The organism is Adlercreutzia agrestimuris (assembly GCF_943193125.1).
Lineage (GTDB): Bacteria > Actinomycetota > Coriobacteriia > Coriobacteriales > Eggerthellaceae > Xiamenia > Xiamenia agrestimuris.
Genome location: NZ_CALPCX010000005.1, coordinates 61,984 through 87,388, shown reverse-complemented (window position 1 = coordinate 87,388; position 25,405 = coordinate 61,984). Strand labels below are relative to the sequence as shown.

The following is a 25,405-nucleotide window of genomic DNA, read 5'->3' as shown; positions in this document are numbered from 1 at the left end:
GTGGTATGTCCTACAAGGTTCGCATAGAGAGTTTTGAAGGTCCTTTTGATCTGCTCCTTTCGCTTGTAAGCAGGCAAAAGGTAGATATTGGCGCCATTTCAATCACGCAAATTGCTGATCAGTATTTGGCCGAAGTATCACGCATGGAAAACCTCGATCTTGATGTTGCATCAGACTTTTTGCTTGTGGCGTCTACGCTGCTTGAGATTAAAGCTGAAAGCTTGTTGCCGCGTAAACGTGAGGCGGTAGAAGAAGAGTTTGAAGAATTACCTGCAAGCGAAGTTCGCGACATTTTGGTGGATAGGTTGTTGACCTACAAGCAATACAAAAATGCTGCAGGTGCGCTTCATACTCGATTTGTTGCAGAAGGCCGAATGCATGCGCGTCCCTTTGGACCTGATGCGTGTTTTTTGGGACTTATGCCTGACTATCTTAAAAATACGACGCTTGATTCGCTTGGTTATTTGGCGGCTTTGGCGCTTGCACGACGAGATGTTTTCCTCTTGGAATCTGAACATATTGCCGCAAAACCAATTCCTGTTGAAGTGCATGTTCGTGCAATACACCGACGAATTCAGAACAAAAAGGAGCTGCGTTTTTCGGAGCTTGTGGACGACCATACGCCTACGCCGGTTGTCGTGGTAACATTCTTAGCCATTTTAGAGCTCTACAAACGTTCAATGGTTACCCTTGAGCAATCGGAGCTTTTTGGTGATATTGATATTGTATATATCGAAGGCTCGGGCGAACTTGATTTGACGGGCGAAGATGCGCTCAGTTCGGTTGGTAAGGAGTAGCGCGTGGTTGAAGGATTGCAAGAAAACCAGCTCAAGGGCGCAATTGAGGCGCTTTTGTTTGTAACTGATGATGCGGTTTCTGCGTTGGTGATTGCTCAGATGCTTGAAGTTTCGCCGGCGGAAGTTGAGCATGCGCTTGTTGAGTTGCGCGATGAATTTGAATCAGGCAATCGTGGTATTCAGCTGCGAGAGGTTGCAGGCGGTTGGCGTTTGTTTACCCATCCGGCATATCACGAGCTTATTGAGAAATACGTCCTATCATGGGATACGCGCAAGCTCTCGCAAGCTGCCATGGAAACGCTTGCAATTGTGGCATATTTGCAACCAGTTACGCGTACCCAAGTGGCCAGTGTTCGCGGCGTAAACTCTGATAGTGCTATTACTTCTTTGGTAGAAAAAGGCTTGTTACGTGAAGCTGGCAGCGCTGATACTCCTGGCAACCCCACGCTTTATGCTACAACGCGCGTGTTTTTGGAAAAGTTTGGTTTGCGAAGCGTAGCTGATCTTCCTGATATTGATCAGTTTGCACCCGACGATCAAACGCGTGAGTTTATTCGCGAACGCCTTTCTGCTACACGCGAAGAAGTGGTAGTTTCTGAAGAAATCCTGCTTGACGAGAATGTTGACGACATAGCTGATCAGGTGGAGATACGCGCGCAAGAAGGGCTTGAGCCGAAGGATCCGTTTGATGGTGTAGTTATTGATTATGACCAAGATTCCGCTGATCCTGCTCAACAGTTGCTTGCTCAAGCAGTAGCGAGCGGTTTTGGCTTGGTGGAAAAAATCAATTTTGACGAACTGACGTTTGAGACCGACGATGAGTGAGGAAAGGATTGTACCGATGCGCCTGCAACGCTTTTTGGCGCGTGCGGGTGTTGCAAGTCGTCGGGGATCTGAAAACCTTATGACTGCGGGGCGTGTTCGCGTAAATGGCGAAGTTGTTACCGAGTTGGGGAGTCGTGTTGATCCTTTGACTGACGAGGTGCGTGTAGATGATATTGTGGTGCATTATCAAGATGCGCCCACCACTATCATGCTTCATAAACCAGCAGGATATGTTACGACTATGTCGGATCCGCAAGGACGCCATACCGTAAGTGAGCTGGTGCCACGTGAACAATTTCCGGGCTTATACCCTTTGGGGCGTCTTGATACCGACACAACAGGGTTGCTCTTATTTTCAACCGATGGGGCACTCGGTAATGGTTTATTGCATCCTTCTCATCATGTAGATAAGTCCTATTTAGCTTTAGTTGAAGGTACCCCGACAAAAGCAGAGTTGGATAAACTAAGAGCAGGCATCATGCTTGATGATGGTATGACTGCTCCTGCTTCTGTTGAAGTTCTTTCTGGAAAAGATCACTCCTGTGCTTGTCGCGCTATGCAGCTTACACTCCCTTTTTCCCCAGGTAAACTTCGGTTATTGAAGACACCTGCGGGCAGAAAAGGGGAGATGTCACTTTGTCGAATATCTCTTCACGAAGGTAGAAACCGGCAGGTCAAGCGTATGTTTGGCGCTATTGGACATCCTGTAATTGCGCTTCATCGTGATACATTTGGACCACTGTCTTTAGGTGCATTGCCTCAAGGTAGCTGGCGCAAACTTACCGACAGTGAACTTGACCAGCTCAATAAGCTGGTAAGTGGGTGCTAAAATACCCTGCGAACGAAAGTAGATTTCACCTGTCCTGTGCGTGGCGCCGTGCGCCTGTTTCGGCGCTTAGCTTTCAACAGTGCAGGTCATATGTGTGTGAGAAGGAATATTTGATGAGTTTGGCACATGAAACGCTGCAACCAGACATGCATTTTGGTGGTATTGCGGTAATTGGTTTTGGAATGATTGGCGCCTCGTTTGCGGCGGCAGTACGTGCAGTTTTTCCTGATGCGCGTGTGATGGCAGTTGATACCGATGAAGCAACACTGAGCACTGCGCTTGAAAAGGGATGGGCAACAACAATTTCTACGCCCGAAGATCCAGCTTTTCGTGACTTCGTTCAGAATGAATGTGATTTGGTGATGCTGGCAACCCCTGCAAGTGCTGTTGAGTGGTATTTGCGCTCGCTTTCCGAATGGGGTTTTGAGGGCATTTTAACCGACACCGCTTCCACTAAGACAAAAATTTCAACACTTGCAGCGTCGGTGTTAGCTCATCCAGAAAACTATATTCCCGGCCATCCAATGGCGGGTTCTGAAAAAAGCGGCATTGCCGGGGCGCGTCCGGATTTGTTTAAAGGTGCTCATTGGATCTTGTGCCCTGATTCAAATATGCCTGCTGAGCATTATCCGCGTCTTCATGAGCTTATCACGTCGCTTGGTGCGCGCGTAATTGCACTTCCCCGCGAAGATCACGATGCGGCGGTTGCGGTGGTAAGCCACGTTCCTCATTTTGTTGCATCATCGTTGGTGCAACTTGCTGCACATCATGCTGACGAGCAGCAGTCGCTCATGCGTTTGATGGCTGGCGGGTTTAAAGATTCAACTCGTATAGCGGCAGGTTCTCCCGAGTTGTGGTGCGGTATTGCTTTTGATAACAAAGATGCGCTTACCGAAGGTTTGCGAGAGATGCAGCAGATCATTGGTGAATTCGTAGGAGCACTTGAAGCAAATGATCGAGTTTTGCTGACTGATCTGCTTGCAGAAGCGGCAACGGTGCGCCGTTCACTTCCGGCAGCGTGGATTCCTTCTACCGAACGCTTGTTAGAAGTGCGAATTCCTATGGAAAATCGTCCAGGTGTTGTTGCTGAGGTGACAACGCTGGCAAGTTCGGTTGGTTGTAACATCCAATCTATTGAAATTGATCATGTGACTGAAGACAGCGCCGTTTTGAGTTTGGTCTTAACCGATGAAGGCGATGTTGGCAAGTTGAGTATGCGCCTTATCGACGCTGGTTTTTCTGTCTCCTTTAGTCCGTTAACTGCGAAAGAGCACACCCATGTCGAATGAAACAATTACAACAATTGCTCCTCTTGATGCACCGCTTGTCGGTGCAATACAGGTGCCAGGAGATAAGTCGATATCTCATCGCGCGGTACTTTTTGCTGCTATGGCAGAAGGCACTTCTCAACTCAAGGGCGTCCTTGATTCAGAAGACGTACGCGCCTCTATTAGAGCCACTCAAGCTCTTGGCGCTGATGTGAATTTAACCAAGCAAGAAGATGGCTCTTTGGCTGGTCGTATTACCGGGTGGGGACAAAAAGGTCCATCTGAACCACAAGAGGTTATTGATTGTGCCAACTCAGGTACGACATCGCGTTTGCTTATGGGGATTTTGGCGCCTTGGAATATTCGCGTTACGCTCACAGGTGACGATTCACTCAAACGCCGACCCATGAGACGTATTACTGCGCCTCTTATGAAGATGGGTGCTCGTTTTGAGCCTGACGGACAAGAAACACTTCCTCTTGTTGTATGCGGAACGTCACAGCTTCATGCAATTGATTATGACGCACCTATGGCATCAGCTCAGCTTAAAACTGCAGTGTTACTTGCTGGGGTTTACGCACACGGAACGACAACATTGCGTGAGCCTGCGCCTTCGCGAAACCACACTGAACTAATGTTGCCCGAATTTGGTGTGCCTACCACCGCAGCCGATAGAAGCGCTTCGGTCACTGGCCCCACCTTTCTCAAGGCTGCAGATGTGGTAGTACCCGGAGATCCGTCTTCTGCGGCATTTTTAGCATGCGCTGCGCTCCTTAAACCGGACAGCCATGTAACCATTGAGAATGTTAGCCTTAATACTGCGCGCATTGGTTTTACGCGCACGCTTGAACGCATGGGTGCGGATATCTGTGTTCACTATAGTGGTTCTGCTGGCAAGGAACCTTATGGCTCTATAGAGGTTCGTTTCACGCCGGTATTGCGTGGTTGTGAAGTACCCGCTGATAAAATTGCTTCTATTGTTGATGAGATTCCCGTGTTATCGCTTGTTGCTGCGCATGCGCGCGGCGTCACGATTTTTCGCGAAGTTGGCGAGCTGCGCGTAAAGGAAACCGATCGCCTTGCCGAGATAATAAACGGCCTAGAAAAGCTCGGCGTGGATGCGTGGGTTGAGGGTAATGATTTGTTTATTGAAGGCCAGCCAAATTGTGAATCAAAACCCGGGTTGGTGTTTGAATCTCATGGTGATCATCGATTGGCTATGACCTGGTCACTTGTGGGGTTATGTGGAAAACTCCCCGTTGACATAGTGAACTTTGAGTCGGTAGCGGTAAGCTATCCGCAGTTTTTATCTGATATAGAGAGGCTAGCGAAATGATTGTCGCAATTGACGGTCCAAGTGGTGCAGGTAAATCAACAGTAGCGAAAGCGGTAGCTCGAACTCTAGGCTTTTCGTGCTTAGATACGGGAGCCATGTATAGGGCAATTGCATGGCTTGCTTGCGCGCAAGGCATTTCACTCGACGACAACGAAGCGCTTGGTGAGCTTGCGCAGAGAGCACAGATTGCCTTTGAGCACGAAGCGGGAGATCCGCTGCCGCGTCGCGTGCTTATTGACGGACAGGATGTGACAGAAGCTATTCGTACTGCCGAAATTGATCGCGCAGTGAGCCCTGTTTCAGCAGCGCCTGCGGTACGCGAAGCTCTTGTGGCTCAGCAACAACGAATTGGTCGCGCGGGTAATTATGTTGTTGAAGGGCGCGATATTGGAACGGTGGTATTTCCTGAAGCAGCTGTCAAAGTCTTTTTGACCGCATCACCTGAAGAACGCGCTCATAGACGCGTTCGCCAAAACGTTGATCGTGGCATAGGTTCTATTGATTACGACGAGGTGCTTGCTGATATTATTCGTCGCGATGATTATGATTCCCATCGTGCGACATCCCCGCTTAAGCCAGCTTCTGATGCGCATGAATTGGACTCAACGGGTCTTTATATTGAGCAAATAATTTCTCAGATTTGCGATTTGGCACATCAGGCTTCATAAACAGATAGGTGCGAAAGGACCAGATATGGGACTGTTTTTATCGCAGGAGCAAATGTGGGATAGGCCACTGGGAGGCACCTCGACTGATAAACAAATTCCTCATTGGGCGGGCAATCTTTTGTTTGTCTTGGTGGGAGGTTTGTGTAAGCTTTTGTTTCGCTATCGGGTAGATAATAGGCAAAGCTTGCGAGGATTCAAAGATAAAACAGGGGTTGTTGTTGTATGTAACCACACCTCGTTTTTGGATGTAGTCTTTATTTATCTTGCCGCTCGACCAAAACAATGGGTCCGCCTTATGGGTCGGGAAAGCTTATTTGACAATGCGGGAGGTTTGCTCGGACAGATTCTCACGCGTGTGGGCGCCTTTCCTGTAAAGCGAGATTCAGCTGACAGAATAGCTATTAAGCGCGCAGCACGCATGCTGAAAAACGATGAATTGGTAGGCATTCTGCCTGAAGGAACGCGGCGTGGTAAGAGTAATCGAACTCCTGAGATTCATGCTGGAGCAGCTTTTATTGCCAAGATGGGTCATGCGCCTCTTTTGCCAATGACGGTACGAAATGCTGAGCTTGTTAAACAAAAAGGTCAGCGCATTCGTTTCCCGAAGATAACCGTTGAGTATGGAAACCCCATTTTGGTGGGAGATTTTGATTTTCTTCCCAAGGACGACCGTTTAGAAGCATGTACCTGGTATGCCATGCGTGAGTGTTTTGCACTTTCGCTTAATTGTGCTCCTGAAGCAGTTGACATGATGTCTCTATTCCCTGGTGGTCGAGATTTTACCGACATCTTCCGTGAGCACCCGGTGCCTATGCATACAACCGAAGAGATTGTGGCAAGTATAGAAGGGGCAACAAAAGCGAAAGCCGAAAAGGAAGCGAAGTAGGGTGTCATGGAAGTAATTCGAGCAAAATGTGCGGGCGCATGCTACGGAGTACAACGCGCACTTAATATGGCATATGATCTGGTTGACCAGAAAAAGCCCGCATTTACTCTCGGTTCGCTTATCCATAATCCTCAGGTGGTGGCCGATTTGTCACAGCAAGGGGTGCATCCTGTTAATGATGTGTCGGATATTCCTCAATATGACAATGTGGCGCAATCGGCAGCGGTGGTTATTCGCAGTCATGGCGTAACTCCTGAGGTGCTTGCAGAAGTTAATAAGGCAGGTTATGAGGTTGTTGATGCAACTTGTCCTCATGTAGCACGTGCTCAAAAGGCGGCAGCTGAGTTAGCTCAGAATGGAGCACGCGTCATTGTGCTGGGCGAGGCGGGTCATCCTGAAGTGCAAGGACTACAAGCTTGGGCGCTTAATGCGGGAGCTAAAGTTGATGTAGTGGGATCTGCTGAAGATATCCCTGCTGGCTTATATGACCCTGTGGGAGTGGTGGTGCAGACGACTCAAAAGCGTGCAACGCTTGATGCGATTGTGGAGGCGCTCACCGCTCAAGGACTTCATCCAATCGTAAAAAACACCATTTGTGCTGCAACTTCGCAGCGACAAGAAGCAGCTGCTGATGTGGCGGCGCAAGTTGATGCTATGGTTGTTATTGGGGGAAGGAATTCCTCCAATACAACACGCCTTGCTGAGATTTGTGAGGCGGTATGCACGCGCTCGTATCATATTGAGTCTGCCGATGAACTGCAAGAAACATGGTTTGAAGGCTGTGAGCGTGTTGGCGTAACCGCTGGCGCAAGTACACCTGAAGACCAAATTGCCGCTTGCGTCTTGCGTCTTGAGAGCATGTAGTCAGGTAAAGCTGTGATATATCCCACTTATGACATGGATAAATGTGGTTGTCAGTCAGCCGAAGAGCCATTGGCGCTCATTCGATATGTGGAGCCTTTGAGCCCAGCTGATGATGCTGGTTTTGAACCGGGGTGTGCGCTCGTAAGTGTTGATGGGTCTCCAATACGCGATCTCATAGATTGGCGTTGGCTTACTGATGCAGATGCCATAGAGGTGGGCTATAGAGATCTTGATGGCGAAAGCGGAACCGTTGAACTTGAGCGAGAACCTGGTCAAGATTGGGGTTTTGAGTTTGATGGCGTCATTTTTGATGGTATTTTGCAATGCCGAAATGCCTGTACATTTTGTTTTATGCGCCAGTTGCCTGATCATCTTCGCCCGTCGCTTACCCTGCGGGACGATGACTTTCGTTTGAGCTTTTTAAGCGGCACATTTGTAACATTTACGAATCTTAAAGAAGCAGATGAACAACGTATTATTGAGCAAGCGCTCTCTCCTTTACGTGTATCGCTTCATGCATATGATGCGCAAGTTCGCCGTCGAATTATTGGTAAGCATGCTGAACATGGTTTAGAAGCGCTCAAACGACTTCTTGCTGCTGGCATTCAATTTCATGCACAAATTGTGCTTATGCCTCATGAAAATGATGGCGATGTGCTTCGCGAAACACTCAAGTGGGCTTATGAGCAGCCGGGTATTATTGATGTATGCATTGTGCCTCTAGGATTTACGAAGTACCAAGAACGTTTTGCTGAAAGCTTTAATGATGCCTCGGCCGCAATGGAAGTGCTTAAGGTTATAACGCCTTTTCAAGAGCGTGCTCGCAGAGAACGTGGCACCCCTTGGGTGTTTGCCGCTGATGAGTTTTACTCCAATGCATATCAAGATGACTTGCTTGCTTATCTTCCTGATGCTCATTTTTATCATGACTTTGCCATGTTTGAAGATGGCGTAGGTATTATTCGCAGCTTTGTTGATGACTGGTATCTAGCTCAAGATCAGGGGCTCATCAGTGAGCTTGCGCAGCTTTGCCGAAAACACAATCGGCATATATATCTTGTGCTCGGACAAGCTACCAAGAACTTTTTCTCGGAATTGATAGAGCATTCTGATTTAGCCGGGTGGCTTCATCCGCTCTATGTTGATAACACCTTTTTTGGCGGTAATGTGGACGTAACAGGTCTTTTGTGTGGGTGTGATGTGGTGGCGGCAATAAAGGCACATGATCACAACCAGCCAAACGCACACTATGCTCTTTTGCGTGTAATGTTTAATGATAATGGTGTGACGTTAGATGATATGAGTGCACAACAAATCAAAACCGCTGCGGGGTGTGGGCTAAGCGTGGTATCCTGTCAACCGACAGAATTTTTACCAGAACTGATTGCAGACCTGTCTTAACGCAGGTTGTGCACGTAATCAAATTAAACAACGTGAGGTATAACTATGGCAATGCCAATTGTTGCGGTTGTCGGACGTCCGAATGTGGGAAAGTCCACCTTTGTTAATCGCATTGCTCAAGGTGATGAGGCAATCGTTCATGAGATGCGTGGTGTAACGCGTGATAGATCCTACCATGAAGCTGATTGGAACGGCGTAGAGTTTAAGCTTATTGATACGGGTGGTATTGAAATGGGCGACGATGACTCATTTCAAGGTTCCATTCGTTCTCAAGCATTTGCTGGTGCAAATGAAGCCGATGTAGTGGTCTTTATTGTTGATGGCAAAACCGGCATTAATGCTGATGACGAAGAGGTTGCTCGCATTCTTCGCAAATCGCACAAACCAGTATTTTTAGTGGTCAACAAAATGGACACCCCTGGTCGCGAAGATGAGCTTTGGGAGTTTTATCAGCTCGGGCTTGGTGATCCGTGGCCTGTTTCTGCAATGCATGGACATGGCACAGGAGACTTACTTGATGGCATCGTTGAGGCGCTTGCCGAAGTTGAAGTTCCTGATGTTGACGATGAAGACCCGGGCATCAATGTTGCTATTATTGGTAGGCCGAATGCGGGTAAATCATCTCTTACGAATAAACTTACTAACAACGATCGCTCAATTGTTTCAAATGTTGCTGGCACGACACGCGATGCAATTGATACACGCATTGAGCATGATGGCAAGATTTACACCATTGTTGATACCGCAGGTCTTCGTCGCAAAAGCCAAATTGATGAAGACGTTGAATACTACGGATTTGTCCGTGCAATGCGCGCAATTGACCGAGCAGACGTTGCATTGCTGGTAATTGATGCCGAACTAGGACTTACGAACGAAGATCAGCGTGTGGCAGGATATGCTGCAGAGCGTGGATGTGCCATGGTAATCGTTTTAAATAAGTGGGATTTGGTGGAAGGACCAGAAGCGAAAGCCAAAATTCGCGAGCGTATTGCGGATCGTTTGACATTTGTGGGATACGCGCCAGTGGTGGCAATTTCTGCGTTGACAGGCAAGAAAGTGGACAGGGTATGGGAAGCAATAGATACAGTCTATGCTAACTACACCCAAACTATTCCAACGAACAAGCTCAATGTTTGGCTTGCTGATGTGCGCGAAACAGGTCATACGGTTACGCAAGGCAAAACTATTTTGCGCATGAAATACGTTACGCAAACAGGCACTCAGCCACCGAAGTTTGCCTTCTTTGTAAACCGACCCGACGTGGTAACTGACAATTACAAACGATTCTTGGAAAATCGCATGCGTGCATCTTTTGATTTGGTGGGTACTCCCATAGAAATGAAGTTTAAGAAGAAGGACTAAGATGTTTGAAACTGTTGTAGGTATGATCGCTTTATTTGCGATTGCCTTTCTGCTTGGCTCAATTCCGTGGGGTGTCATTATTTCTCGGGTGTTTTATCACACCGATATTCGTCAGCATGGATCAGGAAACATTGGAACCACCAATGCTATGCGCGCAATGGGCAAAGTTGGCGGAATAGCTGTCTTTGTGCTTGATTTTGGTAAAGGTCTAGTTTCTGGTCTTATAGCAAGAGCGGTATGTGAGAGTTTTTTTACTCCTCTTGCTAGTTTTGATATAGGGCAGTTTTACCATGCAAGCATAGCCCTTGCTTTTCTTGGCTGTATTTTGGGGCATATTTTTAGCCCGTGGTTGCATTTTCGAGGTGGCAAAGGCATTGCTGTTGCAGTGGGATGTTTGTTTGTGACCTTTGGTCCTGTTGGCGCGCTCATTGAGATCATGGTCTTTGCGCTTGTCGTAATTGCGACGCGTTACGTTTCAGCAGGTTCGCTTGCGGCGGCACTACTCTGTCCATTTTTGGCGCTCTATTATTTTTGGGGCTACCCATTTGGTTGGGCATGTTGTCTGGTTGCCGCGTTAGTGGTTATTTGGGCGCATCGTTCTAATATCTCCCGTTTGCGTAATGGTTGCGAAAACCGTATAGGCGGATCCAAAACAAAGACCTCGCAGAACGAAGCTTAAGCACTGCGATCTGGGTAAGCTTTAGTGAAATAAGTAAGAAGGTTAGCTATGAAAATTGCCGTAATCGGTGCTGGTTCATGGGGTACTGCTCTTTCGCAGGTGCTTGCACGGGCGGGACATAATGTTGGTCTGTGGGCGCGAAAGCCCGAAGTGGTGCGCACGATTAATGCTGAACACTATAACCCTCGCTATTTAAGCGATGAGAAGCTTTCTGAAAACATTGTTGCTACCTTGTCCTACAAAGACGCATTGTTACGTGCACAGGCTGCGGTGATCGTGACCCCTTCAAATCTCATGCGAGGCGTTGCTCGCGCACTCAATGAGGTAGTTGATGATCAGTTCCCTCTTATTATTTGCTCGAAAGGCGTTGAAGAGGGTAGTGGTCTTTTGCCTGTTGAGGTTTTTGCTTCAGAGATGGGTAATCCTGATCGTCTTGCAGTGCTTTCAGGTCCAAATCATGCAGAAGAAGTAATTCGCAATGTTCCTTCGGGTACGGTGATTGCAAGTTCTTCTCTTGAGACAGCCTCCTTTTTCCAGGAGCTTTTCGCCACCGATACCTTCCGCACCTATACCTCTGATGATGTGTTAGGGGTGGAACTGTGTGCGGCATTCAAAAACGTTATAGCTATTGCTGTTGGCGTATCTTACGGTATTGGTTATGGTGACAATACTGCTGCAATGCTTATGACGCGTGGTCTTGCTGAGATGAGTCGTCTTGTGGTGAAGTGTGGTGGTCAGGCTATAACGTGTATGGGGCTTGCAGGCACCGGCGATCTCATTGCTACGTGTACCTCTCAGCATTCTCGCAATCGCCGTTTTGGGGAAATGGTAGCAAAGGGTGGCACGCTTGAGGAGTTTAGTGCGCAGACGCATATGGTTGCAGAAGGCGCACTTGCTTGCAAGACCCTTCAAACGCTTGCTCAAGCACACGGAGTTGAGCTACCTATTACGGATATGGTTCGTGCTGTGGTTTGGGAAGGGGAGAAGCCTCGAATTGCAGCAACAGAGCTGCTTAATCGCCCACTTAAAGCTGAGTTTTATGGTTTCTGATGGCATGAAACGCAACATGCATTTGTCGAATAGTTAACCAAAAACCAACGTAAGACTACTAACGTTTCACCCGGTTAACAGCAAAATAACTGGTATTTTACCAAGAGCCCAAATGTCTTGTTTGGGCTCTTTTCTTCGCGTATTGTACATGGTGCAAGCAGGCGATACATAAGCTTGCAAGCACCTTAACAAATCAACCCGCGGTTCGTCCTCTCTCGTGTGATCCCCCTCTCCTCTCAAACCTCAGACGAACCAATTGGCATGCGCATCTTTCCCCTTCTCCTCTCATGCGTATTGCTTAAACTAAACCCCTTTTTCAAAACCCCCACTGAAGAAGGGGTTTTTATTTTGTCGGTTTCTTCACACAAAAGCGATGTCGAAGTTGAGAGGGCAACTCATTTATATACTAAGAGCATCCTATATAACTTTAGGTGTCATCAATGGTGTATGTCAGTATCGCGCAACCCAAGTTGAGGAGCTTTATATGATTACGTCTAAACGGAAAAGGGCAGATAATGCTACCCATCGCATTATCTTGATCGTCATTGTGGTATTTGCGATATTGCTTGTCGTAGGTGGTTCTTTGCAAACATGTTCGCAGTCAGATAAGGCGGTGGAAGAGGGACTTCCTAGTTGGGCTGAGCAGGAAAAGATTCAAACGTGGACCCAAGAAGTAATTGATGATTTTAACGCGCGCGATTATGAAGCTATTGCCAGCCGTTATGCCGATGGTTCGGTTACAGCTGAGCAGCTCAGCGAAAACCTCTCTACCACTCAAGACGAGCTTGGTGCCTATACCGGAAGCGGGACAACGCAGTATCTTAATGGAACAAGCAACGGTCGTTCTTATGTCACTGATATTACGCAGGCAACTTTTGAACATGGCGAAGGAGAGTTTCGCATAAGCTTCTTCGATGATGGCTCTCTTGCGGCGTTTTACTTTTTGCGTTCTTAGTCTTCGTTTTGAGCATGCGACTCTTCAAGGAACGGAGATAAGTCAATGAGCGAATCTACTTCAAGGCGTCCTATCCATGCTTGAGTTTTTTTGCGCGTAAGGCCAGGCTTGTTAACTAACATGGTAATTGTGGTATCAGCAGCAAAACTTGGTGTGGCAGAGGTGCCCGTTTGAGCCGAAAGACCTGATGGGATATCGGCCGCTACCGCATAGGGTGCGTCTTGCGTGCGACGCATGCGCAGAGGCGAGTACCAATTTGGAGCACGCATATGTCGACCAAAGCGCTTGCCGGCAAATCGACGAGCATTGCAAAGAGTAATCCAAGTACTTTGTGGTTCGCGAACTTTTGTACCTGAAAAACCTGTACCCAGCATAGCATCAACGACGGCATCACACTCTTGGAGCTTTTCGACAATTAATTGATTGCTCGGATCTACAAGAATGGTGAGTGGCAATGATTCGCGGGCGGCATCGCTAAACACCGAAAGCGCAACGTCACAAGCTGGTTGGGCTTTTATGTGCTCGGCAAGATCAGGCGTTATAAGCGTTACCTGATATCCCATGCGCGCTAGTTCAAGACCGCACACCCAGCCATCTCCGCCATTGTTTCCCATTCCTGCAAAAATAACGACACGACCACCTTCGGCAACGTTGTGATGCACATCTTGAGCAAGCGCTTCACCTGCGTGACGCATGAGTGTTTCAAGGGAAATGCCAGATGCTGCGATAGTTGCTTCAAGAGCTTGCACCTGCGCTACATCAAGAATGACAGCTTGTGCGCGAAGCTGTTCAACGCCTGCGCAAGTCATGACGCGCGTGTTGGAGACAAGACCACTTATGAGGGTGAAGGGAATATTTTTCGCTTTCGCACGGACGGCACGAATAAGCAGGCTTATTGCCCAAATTCCAAAACAAATAAGCCAGCAGATAATGAGCTGTTTGTAATGTTGCTCCACAAATGCGGCAAGCCGGCTTGCTTCTGAGGTGGCGGCAAAGGGAAACGTTGGCGAACAGAGCAAAAACAGCAGTACAAAAAACGGTGCAAATAAGGTGAGATAACGCAGGGTGTATTGACCTGCGTGGGCAGGTGTGGCGTCGGATTGAACCGTAATGAGATGCAAGATCTTTTGACCGAGTGTTTGACCTTTACTTATGCTTGGAACCACAACGAATACCACCGCAAAACCAATAAGCGAAATCACGAAGAGCGCCGTAAGAGGCATGTGTTGTATGTATGCGATGACGTCAGTGGCTGGCTGCGTTAAAAACACAGCCTCGCTGGGAAAGACTGCAAGGTATCCCGCACCAAGAACTACTACAAAAAGAAGATAGAACAAACAATCAAGCGCAAAAGAAATGAAACGTTTGGTGGCCGATGCGCGCATACCAGCAATACGTGCTTGTTCATTCATAAGGCGAATATTTGGAAGGATTCGAAGGAGCGGTCCGGCAACAAGGTAGCCCACAATCGCTCCTAAGGTGTTGAGAATCAAGTCGTCAACATCGAAAAGCCGATAGGGATGTGCATAGAGACCCCATAGACCGGTAAGCTGCGAGAGCTCAAAAAAGAGCGTCGTGCTCAATCCAATCAGAAATGTTTGGATGAAGTTGCGTCGGAAGTAATAACGAAGATAAACGCCCAAGGGAACAAGAAGCAAAACATTGAAGAATGCTTCATAGATGTCGGGAGATTTGAGCCATGCAATCCAAGTAGAGGGATCGCTTGGAACGAGCGGTTGTGCGGCCAAAATAAGTTGAAGCGTGTGAAATGGCTGCAATTGGGGGTGGGCAGCATAGGCTACATAGGCGTTATGGTCTGCAGGAAGTGGCAGTATCACCATGAAATAGGCAATAAGCATATAGAGTACAAAAGAATATACAACAAGCGTATGAAGTGCTGGGATTGAACCATACTTACGATATTGATAAATCATATATGGAAGGGTGATAAGCGCGGCTACAAAAGGAAAGGTTTCAAGACCGCTTAAGATATCTGCAGTATAAACGTTCATAAAAATCTCAACTTCGTACGCTAAAGGGTATGTAGCTTGACGTCTGTTGCCTATTCGTTTTTGTGGGGGTGTTGCTCAAGGAGCAGCAGCCCTTCTTTGATTTTTGTTCCAGAGGCATAACCTGTAAGCGAACCATCGGTTCCGATAACGCGATGGCACGGTATAAAGATTGGCAACGGGTTTTTGTTATTTGCACCACCAACGGCGCGGTAAGATTGAGGATGACCAATTTGTTCGGCAATTTGCTTGTATGTTCTTGTTTCGCCATATGGAATTGTTAAAAGTGCTTCCCATACAACTTTTTGAAAGGGAGTACCTTCAGGATTGAGGGGAACAGAAAACGCAAAGCGTTTGCCTGCGAAGTATTCTTGCAGTTCAGTGGCGGCTTGATTGGTGAGTTCGGTAGGTTTTTTGATACCGTTTAAAACTTGTTGCCCGAAAACCACACGAGTAAGGGCTGAGCCATCACTTTCGAGTGTGATCATTCCGCGAGGTGTCTGATACGTAAAAAACGTGCGATTTGTGCGCTGCATATCGCTCCTTGATCTCGTGGAAAGGTGTTTGTTTATTATAATGCAGATACGTATTAGCTATACGTGCAGGTTTTATGCACATCTTCAAGGAGTCCGCCCATGTTTGAACCGGTCAAAATTGCACCTTCAATTCTTTCAGCTGACTTTATGCACTTAGCGCGTGATATTGAGCGCATTGATAAAGGAGGTGCTGGGTTTATCCATGTGGATGTTATGGATGGCCATTTTGTCAACAATCTCACCATGGGGGTGCCTGTCATCAAGCAGCTCAAAGGCGTGACCGATGTACCGCTTGATGTGCATCTCATGATTGAAAACCCGCAAAAACAACTCCCTTGGTATTTAGATGCAGGTGCAGATATTGTAACGGTGCATGCTGAAGTTGCGGACGAAGATCAGCTGGTAGAAATCATTGATCAGATTCATGCTGCTGGCGCAAAAGCGGGTGTGAGTGTAAAGCCTTCAACGTCGCTTGAGGTGCTTGAACCTGTCATTGATAAGGTTGATATGGTTTTAGTTATGAGTGTAGAACCCGGCTTTTCAGGTCAAAGCTACATAGAAGGAAGCGATGATCGCGTGGCCAGCGTTGTAGCTATGGCAAAAGCTCATAACGCTTCACCGCTGATTGAAGTTGATGGTGGTATGAATACCCAGACCGTCGGAAAAGTGTGCGCTCAAGGTGCTGATGTGATTGTGTGTGGAAACGCGGTATGTGGAGCGCCTGATCCAGCTTGTGCGCTTAAAGAGATTGAGCGAATTGCAAACGAGGCGCAGCCTGCCCTTGATGCGTAGAAGCATCCCGAAACGCTAAGAAGGAATTATGAGTTTTACCTGTGATGATACGTATGTATATTTAGACTATGCTGCAACAGCACCACTTACCGAAGAGGTGGCAGCAGCAATGGCGCCTTATCAGGTGGGCGGAAGAGATACTATTTTGGTGAATGCTAACGCAAATTCTCTTCACACTCCTGGTCGTAGCGCTTTTGCTGCACTTGAAGCTGCGCGAAAAACAGTCGCGAAAGCGCTGGGAGCTGCGAGACCCACTGAAATTATCTTTACTTCTGGTGCTACGGAGGCAGATGATAGTGCGCTTATTGGGCTTGCGCAAGGAGCACGCGAAGTGCTGCGTCTTAAGGGCGCACTTCCCGAAAAGCCTCACATTATCGTTTCGGCAATAGAGCATGATGCTATTTTGGCTCCTGCAAAAAAACTTGAATCGCTCGGATTTCGTGTATCCCGTCTTGAGGTTAATGCACAAGGGTTTGTTGAGGTGCGAGCTTTGGAGGAAGCGCTTTGCGTCGATACTGTGCTTGTGTCAGTGCAAGCTGCAAATAGTGAAGTAGGCAGCATTCAGCCAATTGCTCAACTTGCTCAAGTATCTCATGATCACGGAGCGCTCTTTCATACGGACGCAGTGCAAGCGCTTGGCAAAGCGCCTGTTGATGTAGGCGAGTGGGGGGTTGATGCTGCATCATTTTCTGCGCATAAAGTGGGTGGACCTAAAGGGGTTGGCGTACTTTATCTCAAGGCGCGTACTTCTTTTGAGCCCTACCTGCTCGGTGGTGGTCAAGAATCGGGCATGCGTTCTGGTACGCAAAATGTTGCAGGTGCAGTGGGATGTGCAACTGCTGTGTTTGACGCGCAATCTCTTCAAGAACAAGAAGCGGCACGCTTGAGGCAGTTAAGAGATTATCTGTACGCAGAATTAACTCAACTTGATGGTGTGGATGCAACCGTTGAGGTGGATCCGGGAAGCTTTGACTTTTTGCCAAATATTGTGCATGTGTTGGTGAAGGGTCTTGAGAGCGAGACGCTCATTTTGCGCCTTGATATGCTTGGTTTTGGTGTATCGGGTGGCTCGGCTTGTTCGTCCCTTTCCCTTGAGCCTTCTCACGTACTCAAAGCCATGGGCGTGTCTACTGATCGGGCGCGTGAGGCGTTACGTATCTCTATGGGTAGATATACTACCCAAGATGATGTTCATCGTTTTGTTGACGCATTTAAAAAGGCATGTACCTGGGAGTAGCATTTATGGAACTCATTACTACACATACCCACACCAACTTTACAAATCATGGCGAAGGCAGTGTTGAGCAGTTGGTGTGCGCCGCAAAGGCGGCTGGAATTACCACATTGGCAATAACAGAACATTTTCCCTTGTCAAAAGCAATGGATCCTGAGCAATATTTGTCGATGCGTACTGAGAACATGCCACATTATTTGGCTGAGATTAAACAGGCTCAAAAGAAGCATCCAGATATTGAAATACTTTGTGGTACTGAACTTGATTGGTTGGGAGACTTTGAAGACCGCGTCTTAGATCCTGCCGATTTCGCTCCCTTTGATGTTGTTTTGGGTTCGGTTCATTTCGTAGACGGATGGGCTTTTGACGATCCTGCTGAACGTGGTCGCTGGGATGAGGTTGGCCCTGATGCTATTTGGCGTCGCTATTTTGAGATCTGGTGTGAGGCGGTTGTTTCTGATGCCCCTTTTCAGATAATGGCGCATCCAGATTTAGCGAAAAAGTTTGGCATTTACCCATCATTTGATTTGATGCCGCTTTATGAACAAGCAGCTGAAGCGTGTGCTTCTTCTGGTCGCATGATTGAAGTAAATACATCAGGTGCTCATTATGCCTGCGCTGAAATGTTTCCTGCTCCTGATTTGTTGCGAGCTTTCTGTCGTGCTGGTGTGGAGTGCACAGTGGGTACTGACGCACATACACCTGGCAATGTTGCCCGTGGTATTGAGCAGGCGTATCAGTTGCTGCTGCAAGCAGGTTACCAAACAGTAACGGTGCCGACAGCGGATGGGGATAGACGCCACATAACTATCGCGTAAAGTGTAGAGTGGCTTTGCAGGCTTAAGCATAAGGAGTGATGAGTATGGATTCATCATCAGCATATACCCCTCAACCTTCGCAAACAGGGCAAGATACGTTGGCAAAAATTGCAAAAGGTTCTCTATCAAAACCGTCGGTTACTATGACTGTGGGTGCTCTTGAGGCGGCTTTAATAGCCGAGTTTCCCCTTGCCGATGGAGAGGCGTGGGATCGCTCAGGTTTGAGCGTTGGAGATCCTGCGCGATTGGTGGAGGGTGTTGCTGTTGCGCTTGACCCAACGGTTGATGCCATTGAGGCTGCCGCAGATGCCGGTGCCAATGTGTTAGTTACGCATCACCCGCTTTATCTTCAGCCACCTGCAACATTTGCCCCCGCTTCCTCTGTTGCGGCAAATGAGGGTGCGGGTGTTTGGGCGGCCATTTCGCGTGGTGTTGCAGTTATGTCCTTTCATACCTGCCTTGATGTGAGCACTAAAGCGCAACGAGTGCTTCCAGGGATGCTGGGGTTGCGCTTTGAGCGTGTCTGTGTGCCTCTTCCCGATACGGCAGGGAAGGGATATGGTCAGGTTTGTTCATTTGAGGGATCGCCTCTCACGCTTGGTCAACTTGCTGCTCGCTGTACGTCGGTATTCGGCCGTGCGCCTCGTGTTTGGGGTGATATTTCGCGCACACTTGAACGAGTGGTAACATGCACAGGATCGCTTGGAGAGGTGGGTCAGGTTGCGCGTGCCCAGCAAGCAGATTGTGTAATTTGTGGCGAAGTGAAATACCATGATGCACTTGCTCTTTCTCAAGCTGGTCTTGATATTATAGAAATTGGACATGATTCTTCAGAGTTGCCGCTTGCAACTGTTTTGGCTGCTACCGTTGAATCTCTTGGCTTTAGTGATGGTCAAGTACTTATTATTGACCAGAGGAATAATTGGACTTATCCAGAAACGGTTCGCGTGTAAGGAACAATTATGCAAGTAGACGCACGAGTACTTGGTGTTTTATTGCAACTACAGCAGCTCGATATTGAGATTCATCAGCTTCAAAAACAACTTGAAGAGCTTCCGCAACGAAAGACTATTTTAGATACGCGTGCTAAAAAGAAGCAAATTGAGCAAAAAAGCGAGCAGATTTCTGCGATGCATGCAACTGCTGAAGCGCAATGCACGGTGCTCAGTGATGAAGATAGCGCACTTGCTGCAAAACAAAAGCGCATTCAGGATGAAATTGATTCTGTGAAAGGTGATTATCGTTCTGTAGAGTCTCGCACCAAAGAATTGAATGGTGTGGCAAAGCGTCGAGCTGTTCTTGAGAATGAGATTTCGGCGGCGCTTGATGAACTGAGTAAGATTGAAGCAGTTCAAGCGCAAGTTGCTCAAGCGCTTGAAAGCTTGAATGCTCAAGAGGCGAAAGCTACAGAAGGATTTATTGCCGCAGGCGGCAAAATCAAGCAAACGCTTGCGCAAAAGCAAGCGCTTCGCAATGCGCTGGTTGAAGAACTTCCTGAAGAGGTTCATAAGGTATATGAAAAAACTGCACAGCGAACAGGTGGTGTAGCTGTTGCGCGAATTCAAGAGAGCATGTGTGGTGCTTGCCGCAGACCTATTGAACAGGGAAGACTTGTTGATCTAAAGCGCCAGGGCAACCTGGTAACCTGTCCTCATTGTCAACGCATGTTGATATTGGCATAAGCCGTATCGTTTGTAATGAATACAGTTTTGCAATAAAAAAAGAGCCCCTCGGGGCTCTTTGAATTTCGAGCGTGTATGCAAAGACACGCACAAGAAAGGACTAAGCGCGCTCTACTTTGCCAGCCTTCATGCACTTGGTGCAAACGTTGGCTTTGCGAACGTTGCCATTCTTGTCCTTGATGGTGACTTTTTGGATGTTGGGCTTAAACCAACGGTTCGTCACACGATGCGAGTGGCTGATGCTGCGACCTGCTGCAGGTGCTTTGCCACAAACTTCACAAACCTTCGACATTGTTCATCACTCCATATACGTCATATCTCGGTGTTGGTGACCTGCCAAAACACCGTCGATGCCAAATCAGCTTTCCAACTATAGCATACCTTTATAAGCGAATACAAGAAATATTCGCCCGAAGGAACTCAATATGCCTCATTCCATCACGAAGATCCAAAATATTTAGCGTTTCCGTGGAATGGTTTTCGGCGTGCTGACGATAGTACCAAAGTTTCTGTTGTTTGCGCTATACTTTTTCAGTTGAATTGCGTTCCTGTGCGCGAGTGTTTGCGCTGAGAAAGGATGAATATGAACGAAACGGTAGCTGGCAACCTTCATGTTGCTAATGATGTTTTAGCTGATATGGTTGGAAATGCTGCGCTGGAGTGTTATGGCGTAGTTGGAATGGCTGCACCTTCTGCAGCTGACGGGATTGCCAAGTTGTTGCCGGCGTCTCGCTTGCGTCGTGGTGTGATTGTGACCGCCACAGAAGCAGGGGTTCATGTTGATCTCTATGTCATTATTGAATACGGAACCAACATTAATACTGTTTCACAAAACCTCATTGATGCAGTGACGTTTGCATTGAGCGAGTATGCATGCGTGCCGCTTGATGGTGTTGAAGTTCATGTGCAAGGTGTTAAAGTTCGAAAGTAAACAACCATCGATTATGACCTGCGTATGCGAGCAGTAGATGTATTCCCGAGGAGAATAAATACCTATGTCTGAATCTTATACAACCAACGACTTACTTAATGCCATTGCCGTTGCTAGTAAAACGCTTTCTGAACGCAAAGAAGAGATCAACAAACTCAACGTATTTCCCGTGCCCGACGGAGATACGGGAACCAACATGTCGCTCACCCTTGAGACGGTCGTTGATAATTTGGCGAATTTGCCAATTGGTGCAACGGGTGCTGAAATTCGCAAAGCCATTACAACAGGCGCTTTGATGGGTGCACGTGGTAACTCAGGTGTTATTACTTCGCAAATCTTGCGCGGTTTGTGCGAGGGAAGTGTTGGATTTGAGACGATGAGCACCGAAGCGCTTGAGTCAGCCTTTGCGAAGGCGCAAGAGGTTGCATTCCATGCTGTTCGCAAACCGGTTGAAGGCACGATTTTAACGGTGCTTAAGGATTGTGCTACTGCTGCAAAAAATGCGCGCAAAAAGAAGCTCAACTTAGATGAGGCACTTGATGCCATTGTGAGCGAGGCCTATGCATCTGTGCAACGTACGCCAGATTTGCTGCCGGTATTGAAAGAAAATGGCGTTGTTGACGCTGGTGGTTTTGGTCTTGCAATTCTTTTCGATGCATTTATTTCAGCGCTTATTGGTAAAGAAGGTCCTTTAGGTGACGTGCTGGCATTTTCTCGCACAACCGCGCCAAAAGTTGAGATTGAGCAAATAAATGACTGGGAAGGTTCGCAGTATCGTTATTGCACAGAGTTTTTGGTGCATTCGGATACGCTTGAAGTTGAAGAAGCGCATGACTTTTTGACCACTATGGGAGATTGTGACTTATTGGTTGGTATTCATCCAAACTTTAAGGTGCATGTTCACACCAATCGTCCTGACCAAGTGTTGCAATATTTCCTTGATCACAACTCGCAGATTTCTGAAGTACATATTCATAATATGCAACTGCAAAGTGCAGCCCGCACTTCTTCGCTAGCAGAAGAACAAGCTGCCCCCGCAAAGAAACTCGGCTTTGTTGCCGTAGCAAGTGGTGAAGGAAACGCAAAGATTCTTGAGAGCTTGGGGGTTGATATTGTAGTTTCTGGTGGTCAGACCATGAATCCTTCAACGAAGGATCTTTTGGATGCCGCTGAGCAAGTTAATGCTGAGACCGTCATCATCTTGCCTAATAACAAAAATATTATCATGGCAGCTCAGAGCGCAGCAGAGCTTTCTGAAAAGCCCTGTGCGGTTGTTCCAACGCGCTCGGTGCCTGAGGCCTTTGCTGCGCTCTTTGGAGTAGATGAAGATGCAACGCTGGAAGAGAACGTTGAGAGCATGACTGAGTCGTATGCTGATGTGGTTACTGGTGAAGTGACAACCGCCATCAAAGACTCCAAAGACGCTCACGGTAATCCCATTAAAGAGGGCGACGTCATTGGTATTGCTAATGATGCTATTGAGATTGTGGGTTCTGACATAGAAGCAGTAGTCATGGATCTGCTTGACGCAATGGATGCAGGCGAAGCTGACACTTTGACACTCCTTGCGGGACAAGATATGACCGACGAGACGCTTGATGCATTAGTTGAACGCATCGAAGAGCTCTACGATGATCTAGAAATTGATGCTCATCGCGGGGATCAACCGCTCTACCCGATGGTTTTGTCTGTTGAGTAATATAGTCATAGATCGGCTCAGTGCAACCCTTGCGCTTGACGAGCCTGTCTCTCGAGTTCGTCTAGTAAGTCCTGCTCGCGCAAAGGCGCTGGCAGGACTTGGCATTTCAACGATTCGCGATCTTATAACGCATTATCCGCGACGCTATATAGATTTGTCGCATAAACTCAGTGTGGCAAACGCAAGCATTGGGGCAACGTGCACCATTGAAGGCGTGGTTCATGAGGTGAAGCTTAAGCGACCAAAACCCCGCCTAGCGCTGGTGGAGATAACGCTTGTTGATGATACTGGCACGCTTATGGTGACGTGTTTTCGCCAACCTTGGCTTGCGGAGCAGATCAAAAGTGGCATGCGCATTGCGGTTGCAGGAAAAGTCGAATTTAATTATGGCTTCAAGCGCATGACGAATCCCTATATAGAAAAACTTGAAGGGAATGAAGTTGCCGAGGGTATGATTATTCCGGTGCATCCGGCATGTGAAAAGATTTCTCCAGCGTGGATGCGGCGTTTGGTGGATTCTGCACTCCAGCACACATGCGGCATGCTTGATCCGTTGCCGTTAGAGCTGCGTATGCGCTATAAACTCATGAGCAGGCAAAATGCGCTTGCATGCATTCATTTTCCGCGATCTATGGATGAGGTTGCACAAGCGCGCCGACGTCTCATTTATGAAGAGGTGCTGCTTCTCCAGCTTATGATGCTTTCGGAGGGGGCAAAGCGAAGTGCGGGGATTGCGCCATGTGTGCATGATATTGACGGAGATATTGTGCGTCTGCTGCCCGAAAAACTTCCCTTTGAGCTGACCGATGAGCAAGTATCTGCAAAAAATGAAATCCTTGCGCACATGGCTGAGCCAAAAGCCATGAACCATATGTTGCTCGGCGATGTTGGTACGGGCAAAACTGCGGTTGCAGCTTTTGCGCTTGCAGCTTGCGCAGAGAGCGGTGGCCAAGCTGTGCTTATGGCGCCAACAGAAGTGTTGGCTGTTCAGCACAGCGAAAAGCTCGGTCAAATTTTCGATCAGCTTGGTGTTTCCTGGGCGCTTCTGAGTGGTTCTACGACGCCAAAAGAAAGGGAAGCAATCTTAAAAAAACTCTCATCAGGTGATATTACTCTTTTGTTTGGTACGCATGCTGTACTTGAAGATGATGTGCATTTTGCTCGCCTTATGCTTGCGGTCATTGATGAGCAGCAGCGTTTTGGCGTAGATCAACGTGCTGCGCTTTTGGCAAAAGGTCAAGCACCTGATGCGCTCTATCTGACTGCAACACCTATTCCGCGAACGCTTGCGCTTGCGCTTTATGGTGATCTTACGTTGTCGTATATCAAGCACCGTCCGCATGATTCGGCGAAGCGCCGTACGGTTGTGTGCCATAAGGAAAGTCGCGGTGTTGCTTATGAGGCAGCTCGTGAAGCACTTGAACGAGGTGAACAGGTGTATGTGGTGTGTCCTCTCATTGGGCAAGACACCCAAGCACGCGACGAAAAGGCACAGACGCGCAAACGCGAGGTTGATGAAGAAGCATATGAGTATGCCGCAATTTCTATTGAAGATGATACTGATCTTGCGTTTGATAACGTGAGTGCAGCCACACAAGAAGTGGCATATCTTAAACACTCGCTTTTCCCTGACTTTGAGGTTGCCCTTTTACATGGGCGCATGTCAAGTACTGAAAAACAAGACATCATGGAGCGTTTTCGCCAAAATGAGATCAACATCTTAGTGGCCACAACGGTAATTGAAGTTGGTGTTGATGTACCCAATGCTACCGTTATGATTATTGAAGATGCAGATAGATTTGGTTTGTCTCAGCTGCATCAATTGCGAGGGCGCGTTGGCAGAGGTACAAAGCCTGCTGAGGTGTATTTAGTTTCTGCGTCTCGAACGGATACTGCGCTTGCACGTTTGCGCGCAATGGAGAAAACCGATGATGGTTTTGAGTTGGCAACATATGATTTGTCATTGCGCCGTGAAGGTGACATTTTAGGAAATCGCCAAAGTGGTGCTTCGGTATTGAAGCTTGTGAATGTCGTGCGCGATGGCGCTGTTATTGAGGCCGCTCATGCGGACGCTTGTGAACTTCTCAAGTTTGATCCGCATTTTGAATTGCCAGAAAATCAGGTGCTTATGCGCGAAATGCGTCGCATGTTTGCTGGCGAGCATGTTGTAAGTGGGGGATAGTGGTGCGAATTATTGCAGGTGAATACCGGGGACGGACTATATCGGCTCCTAAAGGTGACGCAACGCGACCAACAACAGATCGGGTTCGTGAGTCATTGATGAGTATGATACAGAGCGCCGCAGGATTTGAGGATGCACGCGTCTTGGATGCTTTTGCTGGATCGGGTGCGCTCGGAATTGAAGCATTGAGCCGGGGTGCTTGTTCGGTGCAATTTTATGAGCGTGCTCCAGTAGCGTTGCGAACCATTCAGAAAAATCTTGCAACACTTGGAATTGATACACGGCAAGCGCGCGTGCAAAAAGGTGATGTATTGTCGAATGCTCAAAGCTTGTATGGCATCTTTGATATAGTTTTCCTTGATCCGCCTTATGCATATGATGCGGAACAGATCATCGGTTTTCTCAGCGAGCTTTACCAGGGGCAAAAACTCGCTTCTGATGCGGTATGTGTGTATGAGCATGATGCAAAAGATGACCAATCTGTTGACAATTCGCTGGCGTCTTCGCCCTTTGAGTTGCTAAAGCGCAAGAGGTTTGGCGATACTATGGTAGATCTTATTGTCATCAAAGATGACAGCCACGATGGCGAAGAAAGGTAAGCT

At 47.8% G+C, this 25,405-nt stretch carries 25 protein-coding genes; 22 read left to right on the top strand and 3 right to left on the bottom strand.

All coding sequences use genetic code 11. The features are described from left to right. Nucleotides 1–5 precede the first annotated feature (5 nt). The 13 genes from NFR28_RS08415 (at nt 6) to NFR28_RS08355 (ending at nt 12,920) form a co-directional block, all read left to right on the top strand. On the top strand, nt 6–797 hold the full coding sequence (locus NFR28_RS08415; RefSeq protein WP_251179365.1) for a segregation and condensation protein A: 792 nt from the start codon (nt 6–8) through the stop codon (nt 795–797). A 3-nt stretch (nt 798–800) separates the two neighbouring features. Then, nucleotides 801–1,622, top strand: coding sequence for an SMC-Scp complex subunit ScpB (scpB, locus tag NFR28_RS08410; protein ID WP_251179364.1), 822 nt, complete (start codon nt 801–803; stop codon nt 1,620–1,622). Between the two features lie 16 nt (nt 1,623–1,638). Further along, a complete protein-coding gene (locus NFR28_RS08405) occupies nt 1,639–2,451 on the top strand; it encodes a pseudouridine synthase (protein WP_338025912.1) in 813 nt (270 codons plus the stop codon). Nucleotides 2,452–2,564: 113 nt separating this feature from the next. Next, on the top strand, nt 2,565–3,740 hold the full coding sequence (locus tag NFR28_RS08400; protein ID WP_251179362.1) for a prephenate dehydrogenase/arogenate dehydrogenase family protein: 1,176 nt from the start codon (nt 2,565–2,567) through the stop codon (nt 3,738–3,740). Continuing rightward, the gene (gene aroA, locus NFR28_RS08395; protein ID WP_251179361.1) at nt 3,730–5,055 is read left to right on the top strand and encodes a 3-phosphoshikimate 1-carboxyvinyltransferase; all 1,326 of its coding nucleotides are present in this window, start codon (nt 3,730–3,732) and stop codon (nt 5,053–5,055) included. Before NFR28_RS08400 ends, aroA begins: the two co-directional genes overlap by 11 nt. Beyond that, the gene (cmk, locus tag NFR28_RS08390) at nt 5,052–5,723 is read left to right on the top strand and encodes a (d)CMP kinase (RefSeq protein ID WP_251179360.1); all 672 of its coding nucleotides are present in this window, start codon (nt 5,052–5,054) and stop codon (nt 5,721–5,723) included. The genes aroA and cmk overlap by 4 nt, the downstream gene beginning before the upstream one ends. A 25-nt stretch (nt 5,724–5,748) precedes the next feature. Then, entirely contained in the window at nt 5,749–6,609 is an 861-nt protein-coding gene (locus NFR28_RS08385) for a lysophospholipid acyltransferase family protein (protein ID WP_251179359.1), read from the top strand. Nucleotides 6,610–6,615: 6 nt separating this feature from the next. Next, a complete protein-coding gene (gene ispH / locus NFR28_RS08380) occupies nt 6,616–7,473 on the top strand; it encodes a 4-hydroxy-3-methylbut-2-enyl diphosphate reductase (protein ID WP_251179358.1) in 858 nt (285 codons plus the stop codon). 12 nt (nt 7,474–7,485) lie between these two features. Further along, nucleotides 7,486–8,874 carry a DUF512 domain-containing protein gene (locus NFR28_RS08375; RefSeq protein WP_251179357.1) on the top strand — a complete coding sequence of 463 codons (1,389 nt, stop codon included), beginning with the start codon at nt 7,486–7,488 and terminating at the stop codon, nt 8,872–8,874. 45 nt (nt 8,875–8,919) lie between these two features. Continuing rightward, entirely contained in the window at nt 8,920–10,236 is a 1,317-nt protein-coding gene (gene der / locus NFR28_RS08370) for a ribosome biogenesis GTPase Der (protein ID WP_251179356.1), read from the top strand. A gap of 1 nt (nt 10,237) precedes the next feature. Next, entirely contained in the window at nt 10,238–10,915 is a 678-nt protein-coding gene (gene plsY / locus NFR28_RS08365; protein ID WP_251179355.1) for a glycerol-3-phosphate 1-O-acyltransferase PlsY, read from the top strand. 48 nt (nt 10,916–10,963) lie between these two features. Next, nucleotides 10,964–11,965: an NAD(P)H-dependent glycerol-3-phosphate dehydrogenase gene (locus NFR28_RS08360; protein WP_251179354.1), complete on the top strand. Its 1,002-nt coding sequence runs from the start codon at nt 10,964–10,966 to the stop codon at nt 11,963–11,965. Between the two features lie 484 nt (nt 11,966–12,449). Next, nucleotides 12,450–12,920 (top strand): DUF3887 domain-containing protein, encoded by a 471-nt coding sequence (locus NFR28_RS08355; protein ID WP_251179353.1) that lies wholly within the window; start codon nt 12,450–12,452, stop codon nt 12,918–12,920. Here the strand turns inward: NFR28_RS08355 and NFR28_RS08350 are convergent. Both NFR28_RS08350 and NFR28_RS08345 read right to left on the bottom strand, forming a co-directional pair. Beyond that, complete coding sequence (locus NFR28_RS08350) at nt 12,917–14,932, bottom strand: NAD(P)H-hydrate epimerase (protein ID WP_251179352.1); 2,016 nt, start codon at nt 14,930–14,932, stop codon at nt 12,917–12,919. The two genes, NFR28_RS08355 and NFR28_RS08350, sit on opposite strands and share 4 nt — an antisense overlap. Nucleotides 14,933–14,982: 50 nt before the next feature. Further along, a complete protein-coding gene (locus NFR28_RS08345) occupies nt 14,983–15,465 on the bottom strand; it encodes a methylated-DNA--[protein]-cysteine S-methyltransferase (RefSeq protein ID WP_251179351.1) in 483 nt (160 codons plus the stop codon). A gap of 99 nt (nt 15,466–15,564) precedes the next feature. On the opposite strand from NFR28_RS08345, the gene rpe reads away from it, so the two are divergent. The 5 genes from rpe to NFR28_RS08320 are packed head-to-tail and all read left to right on the top strand — an operon-like array spanning nt 15,565 to nt 19,991. Next, nucleotides 15,565–16,257, top strand: coding sequence for a ribulose-phosphate 3-epimerase (rpe, locus tag NFR28_RS08340; protein ID WP_251179350.1), 693 nt, complete (start codon nt 15,565–15,567; stop codon nt 16,255–16,257). 28 nt (nt 16,258–16,285) lie between these two features. Next, on the top strand, nt 16,286–17,494 hold the full coding sequence (locus tag NFR28_RS08335) for a cysteine desulfurase family protein (protein ID WP_251179349.1): 1,209 nt from the start codon (nt 16,286–16,288) through the stop codon (nt 17,492–17,494). Between the two features lie 5 nt (nt 17,495–17,499). Beyond that, nucleotides 17,500–18,309 carry a histidinol-phosphatase HisJ family protein gene (locus NFR28_RS08330; protein WP_251179348.1) on the top strand — a complete coding sequence of 270 codons (810 nt, stop codon included), beginning with the start codon at nt 17,500–17,502 and terminating at the stop codon, nt 18,307–18,309. 44 nt (nt 18,310–18,353) lie between these two features. Further along, nucleotides 18,354–19,262, top strand: coding sequence for a Nif3-like dinuclear metal center hexameric protein (locus tag NFR28_RS08325; protein WP_251179347.1), 909 nt, complete (start codon nt 18,354–18,356; stop codon nt 19,260–19,262). Nucleotides 19,263–19,271: 9 nt separating this feature from the next. Continuing rightward, complete coding sequence (locus NFR28_RS08320; RefSeq protein ID WP_251179346.1) at nt 19,272–19,991, top strand: zinc ribbon domain-containing protein; 720 nt, start codon at nt 19,272–19,274, stop codon at nt 19,989–19,991. Between the two features lie 100 nt (nt 19,992–20,091). Here the strand turns inward: NFR28_RS08320 and rpmB are convergent, their stop codons facing one another. Then, nucleotides 20,092–20,283, bottom strand: a complete 192-nt coding sequence (gene rpmB, locus NFR28_RS08315; RefSeq protein ID WP_251179345.1) for a 50S ribosomal protein L28 — start codon at nt 20,281–20,283, stop codon at nt 20,092–20,094. A gap of 291 nt (nt 20,284–20,574) precedes the next feature. Here rpmB and NFR28_RS08310 point away from each other — a divergent pair, with 291 nt between their 5' ends. The 4 genes from NFR28_RS08310 (at nt 20,575) to rsmD (ending at nt 25,402) form a co-directional block, all read left to right on the top strand. After that, complete coding sequence (locus NFR28_RS08310) at nt 20,575–20,922, top strand: Asp23/Gls24 family envelope stress response protein (protein WP_251179344.1); 348 nt, start codon at nt 20,575–20,577, stop codon at nt 20,920–20,922. Nucleotides 20,923–20,986: 64 nt separating this feature from the next. Further along, the gene (locus NFR28_RS08305) at nt 20,987–22,621 is read left to right on the top strand and encodes a DAK2 domain-containing protein (RefSeq protein ID WP_251179343.1); all 1,635 of its coding nucleotides are present in this window, start codon (nt 20,987–20,989) and stop codon (nt 22,619–22,621) included. Next, the gene (gene recG / locus NFR28_RS08300; RefSeq protein ID WP_251179342.1) at nt 22,614–24,803 is read left to right on the top strand and encodes an ATP-dependent DNA helicase RecG; all 2,190 of its coding nucleotides are present in this window, start codon (nt 22,614–22,616) and stop codon (nt 24,801–24,803) included. Before NFR28_RS08305 ends, recG begins: the two co-directional genes overlap by 8 nt. Further along, nucleotides 24,803–25,402, top strand: coding sequence for a 16S rRNA (guanine(966)-N(2))-methyltransferase RsmD (gene rsmD / locus NFR28_RS08295; protein ID WP_338025911.1), 600 nt, complete (start codon nt 24,803–24,805; stop codon nt 25,400–25,402). The genes recG and rsmD overlap by 1 nt, the downstream gene beginning before the upstream one ends. Nucleotides 25,403–25,405 lie beyond the last annotated feature (3 nt).

What these genes read in the sequence shown, in the direction of transcription:
- NFR28_RS08415 (WP_251179365.1), top strand. Translation starts at nt 6, where the DNA reads ATGTCCTACAAGGTTCGCATAGAGAGTTTTGAAGGTCCTTTTGATCTG.
- NFR28_RS08405 (WP_338025912.1), top strand. Translation starts at nt 1,639, where the DNA reads ATGCGCCTGCAACGCTTTTTGGCGCGTGCGGGTGTTGCAAGTCGTCGG.
- NFR28_RS08400 (WP_251179362.1), top strand. Translation starts at nt 2,565, where the DNA reads ATGAGTTTGGCACATGAAACGCTGCAACCAGACATGCATTTTGGTGGT.
- aroA (WP_251179361.1), top strand. Translation starts at nt 3,730, where the DNA reads ATGTCGAATGAAACAATTACAACAATTGCTCCTCTTGATGCACCGCTT.
- cmk (WP_251179360.1), top strand. Translation starts at nt 5,052, where the DNA reads ATGATTGTCGCAATTGACGGTCCAAGTGGTGCAGGTAAATCAACAGTA.
- NFR28_RS08385 (WP_251179359.1), top strand. Translation starts at nt 5,749, where the DNA reads ATGGGACTGTTTTTATCGCAGGAGCAAATGTGGGATAGGCCACTGGGA.
- ispH (WP_251179358.1), top strand. Translation starts at nt 6,616, where the DNA reads ATGGAAGTAATTCGAGCAAAATGTGCGGGCGCATGCTACGGAGTACAA.
- der (WP_251179356.1), top strand. Translation starts at nt 8,920, where the DNA reads ATGGCAATGCCAATTGTTGCGGTTGTCGGACGTCCGAATGTGGGAAAG.
- plsY (WP_251179355.1), top strand. Translation starts at nt 10,238, where the DNA reads ATGTTTGAAACTGTTGTAGGTATGATCGCTTTATTTGCGATTGCCTTT.
- NFR28_RS08360 (WP_251179354.1), top strand. Translation starts at nt 10,964, where the DNA reads ATGAAAATTGCCGTAATCGGTGCTGGTTCATGGGGTACTGCTCTTTCG.
- NFR28_RS08355 (WP_251179353.1), top strand. Translation starts at nt 12,450, where the DNA reads ATGATTACGTCTAAACGGAAAAGGGCAGATAATGCTACCCATCGCATT.
- NFR28_RS08350 (WP_251179352.1), bottom strand. Translation starts at nt 14,932, where the DNA reads ATGAACGTTTATACTGCAGATATCTTAAGCGGTCTTGAAACCTTTCCT.
- NFR28_RS08345 (WP_251179351.1), bottom strand. Translation starts at nt 15,465, where the DNA reads ATGCAGCGCACAAATCGCACGTTTTTTACGTATCAGACACCTCGCGGA.
- rpe (WP_251179350.1), top strand. Translation starts at nt 15,565, where the DNA reads ATGTTTGAACCGGTCAAAATTGCACCTTCAATTCTTTCAGCTGACTTT.
- NFR28_RS08335 (WP_251179349.1), top strand. Translation starts at nt 16,286, where the DNA reads ATGAGTTTTACCTGTGATGATACGTATGTATATTTAGACTATGCTGCA.
- NFR28_RS08330 (WP_251179348.1), top strand. Translation starts at nt 17,500, where the DNA reads ATGGAACTCATTACTACACATACCCACACCAACTTTACAAATCATGGC.
- NFR28_RS08325 (WP_251179347.1), top strand. Translation starts at nt 18,354, where the DNA reads ATGGATTCATCATCAGCATATACCCCTCAACCTTCGCAAACAGGGCAA.
- NFR28_RS08320 (WP_251179346.1), top strand. Translation starts at nt 19,272, where the DNA reads ATGCAAGTAGACGCACGAGTACTTGGTGTTTTATTGCAACTACAGCAG.
- rpmB (WP_251179345.1), bottom strand. Translation starts at nt 20,283, where the DNA reads ATGTCGAAGGTTTGTGAAGTTTGTGGCAAAGCACCTGCAGCAGGTCGC.
- NFR28_RS08310 (WP_251179344.1), top strand. Translation starts at nt 20,575, where the DNA reads ATGAACGAAACGGTAGCTGGCAACCTTCATGTTGCTAATGATGTTTTA.
- NFR28_RS08305 (WP_251179343.1), top strand. Translation starts at nt 20,987, where the DNA reads ATGTCTGAATCTTATACAACCAACGACTTACTTAATGCCATTGCCGTT.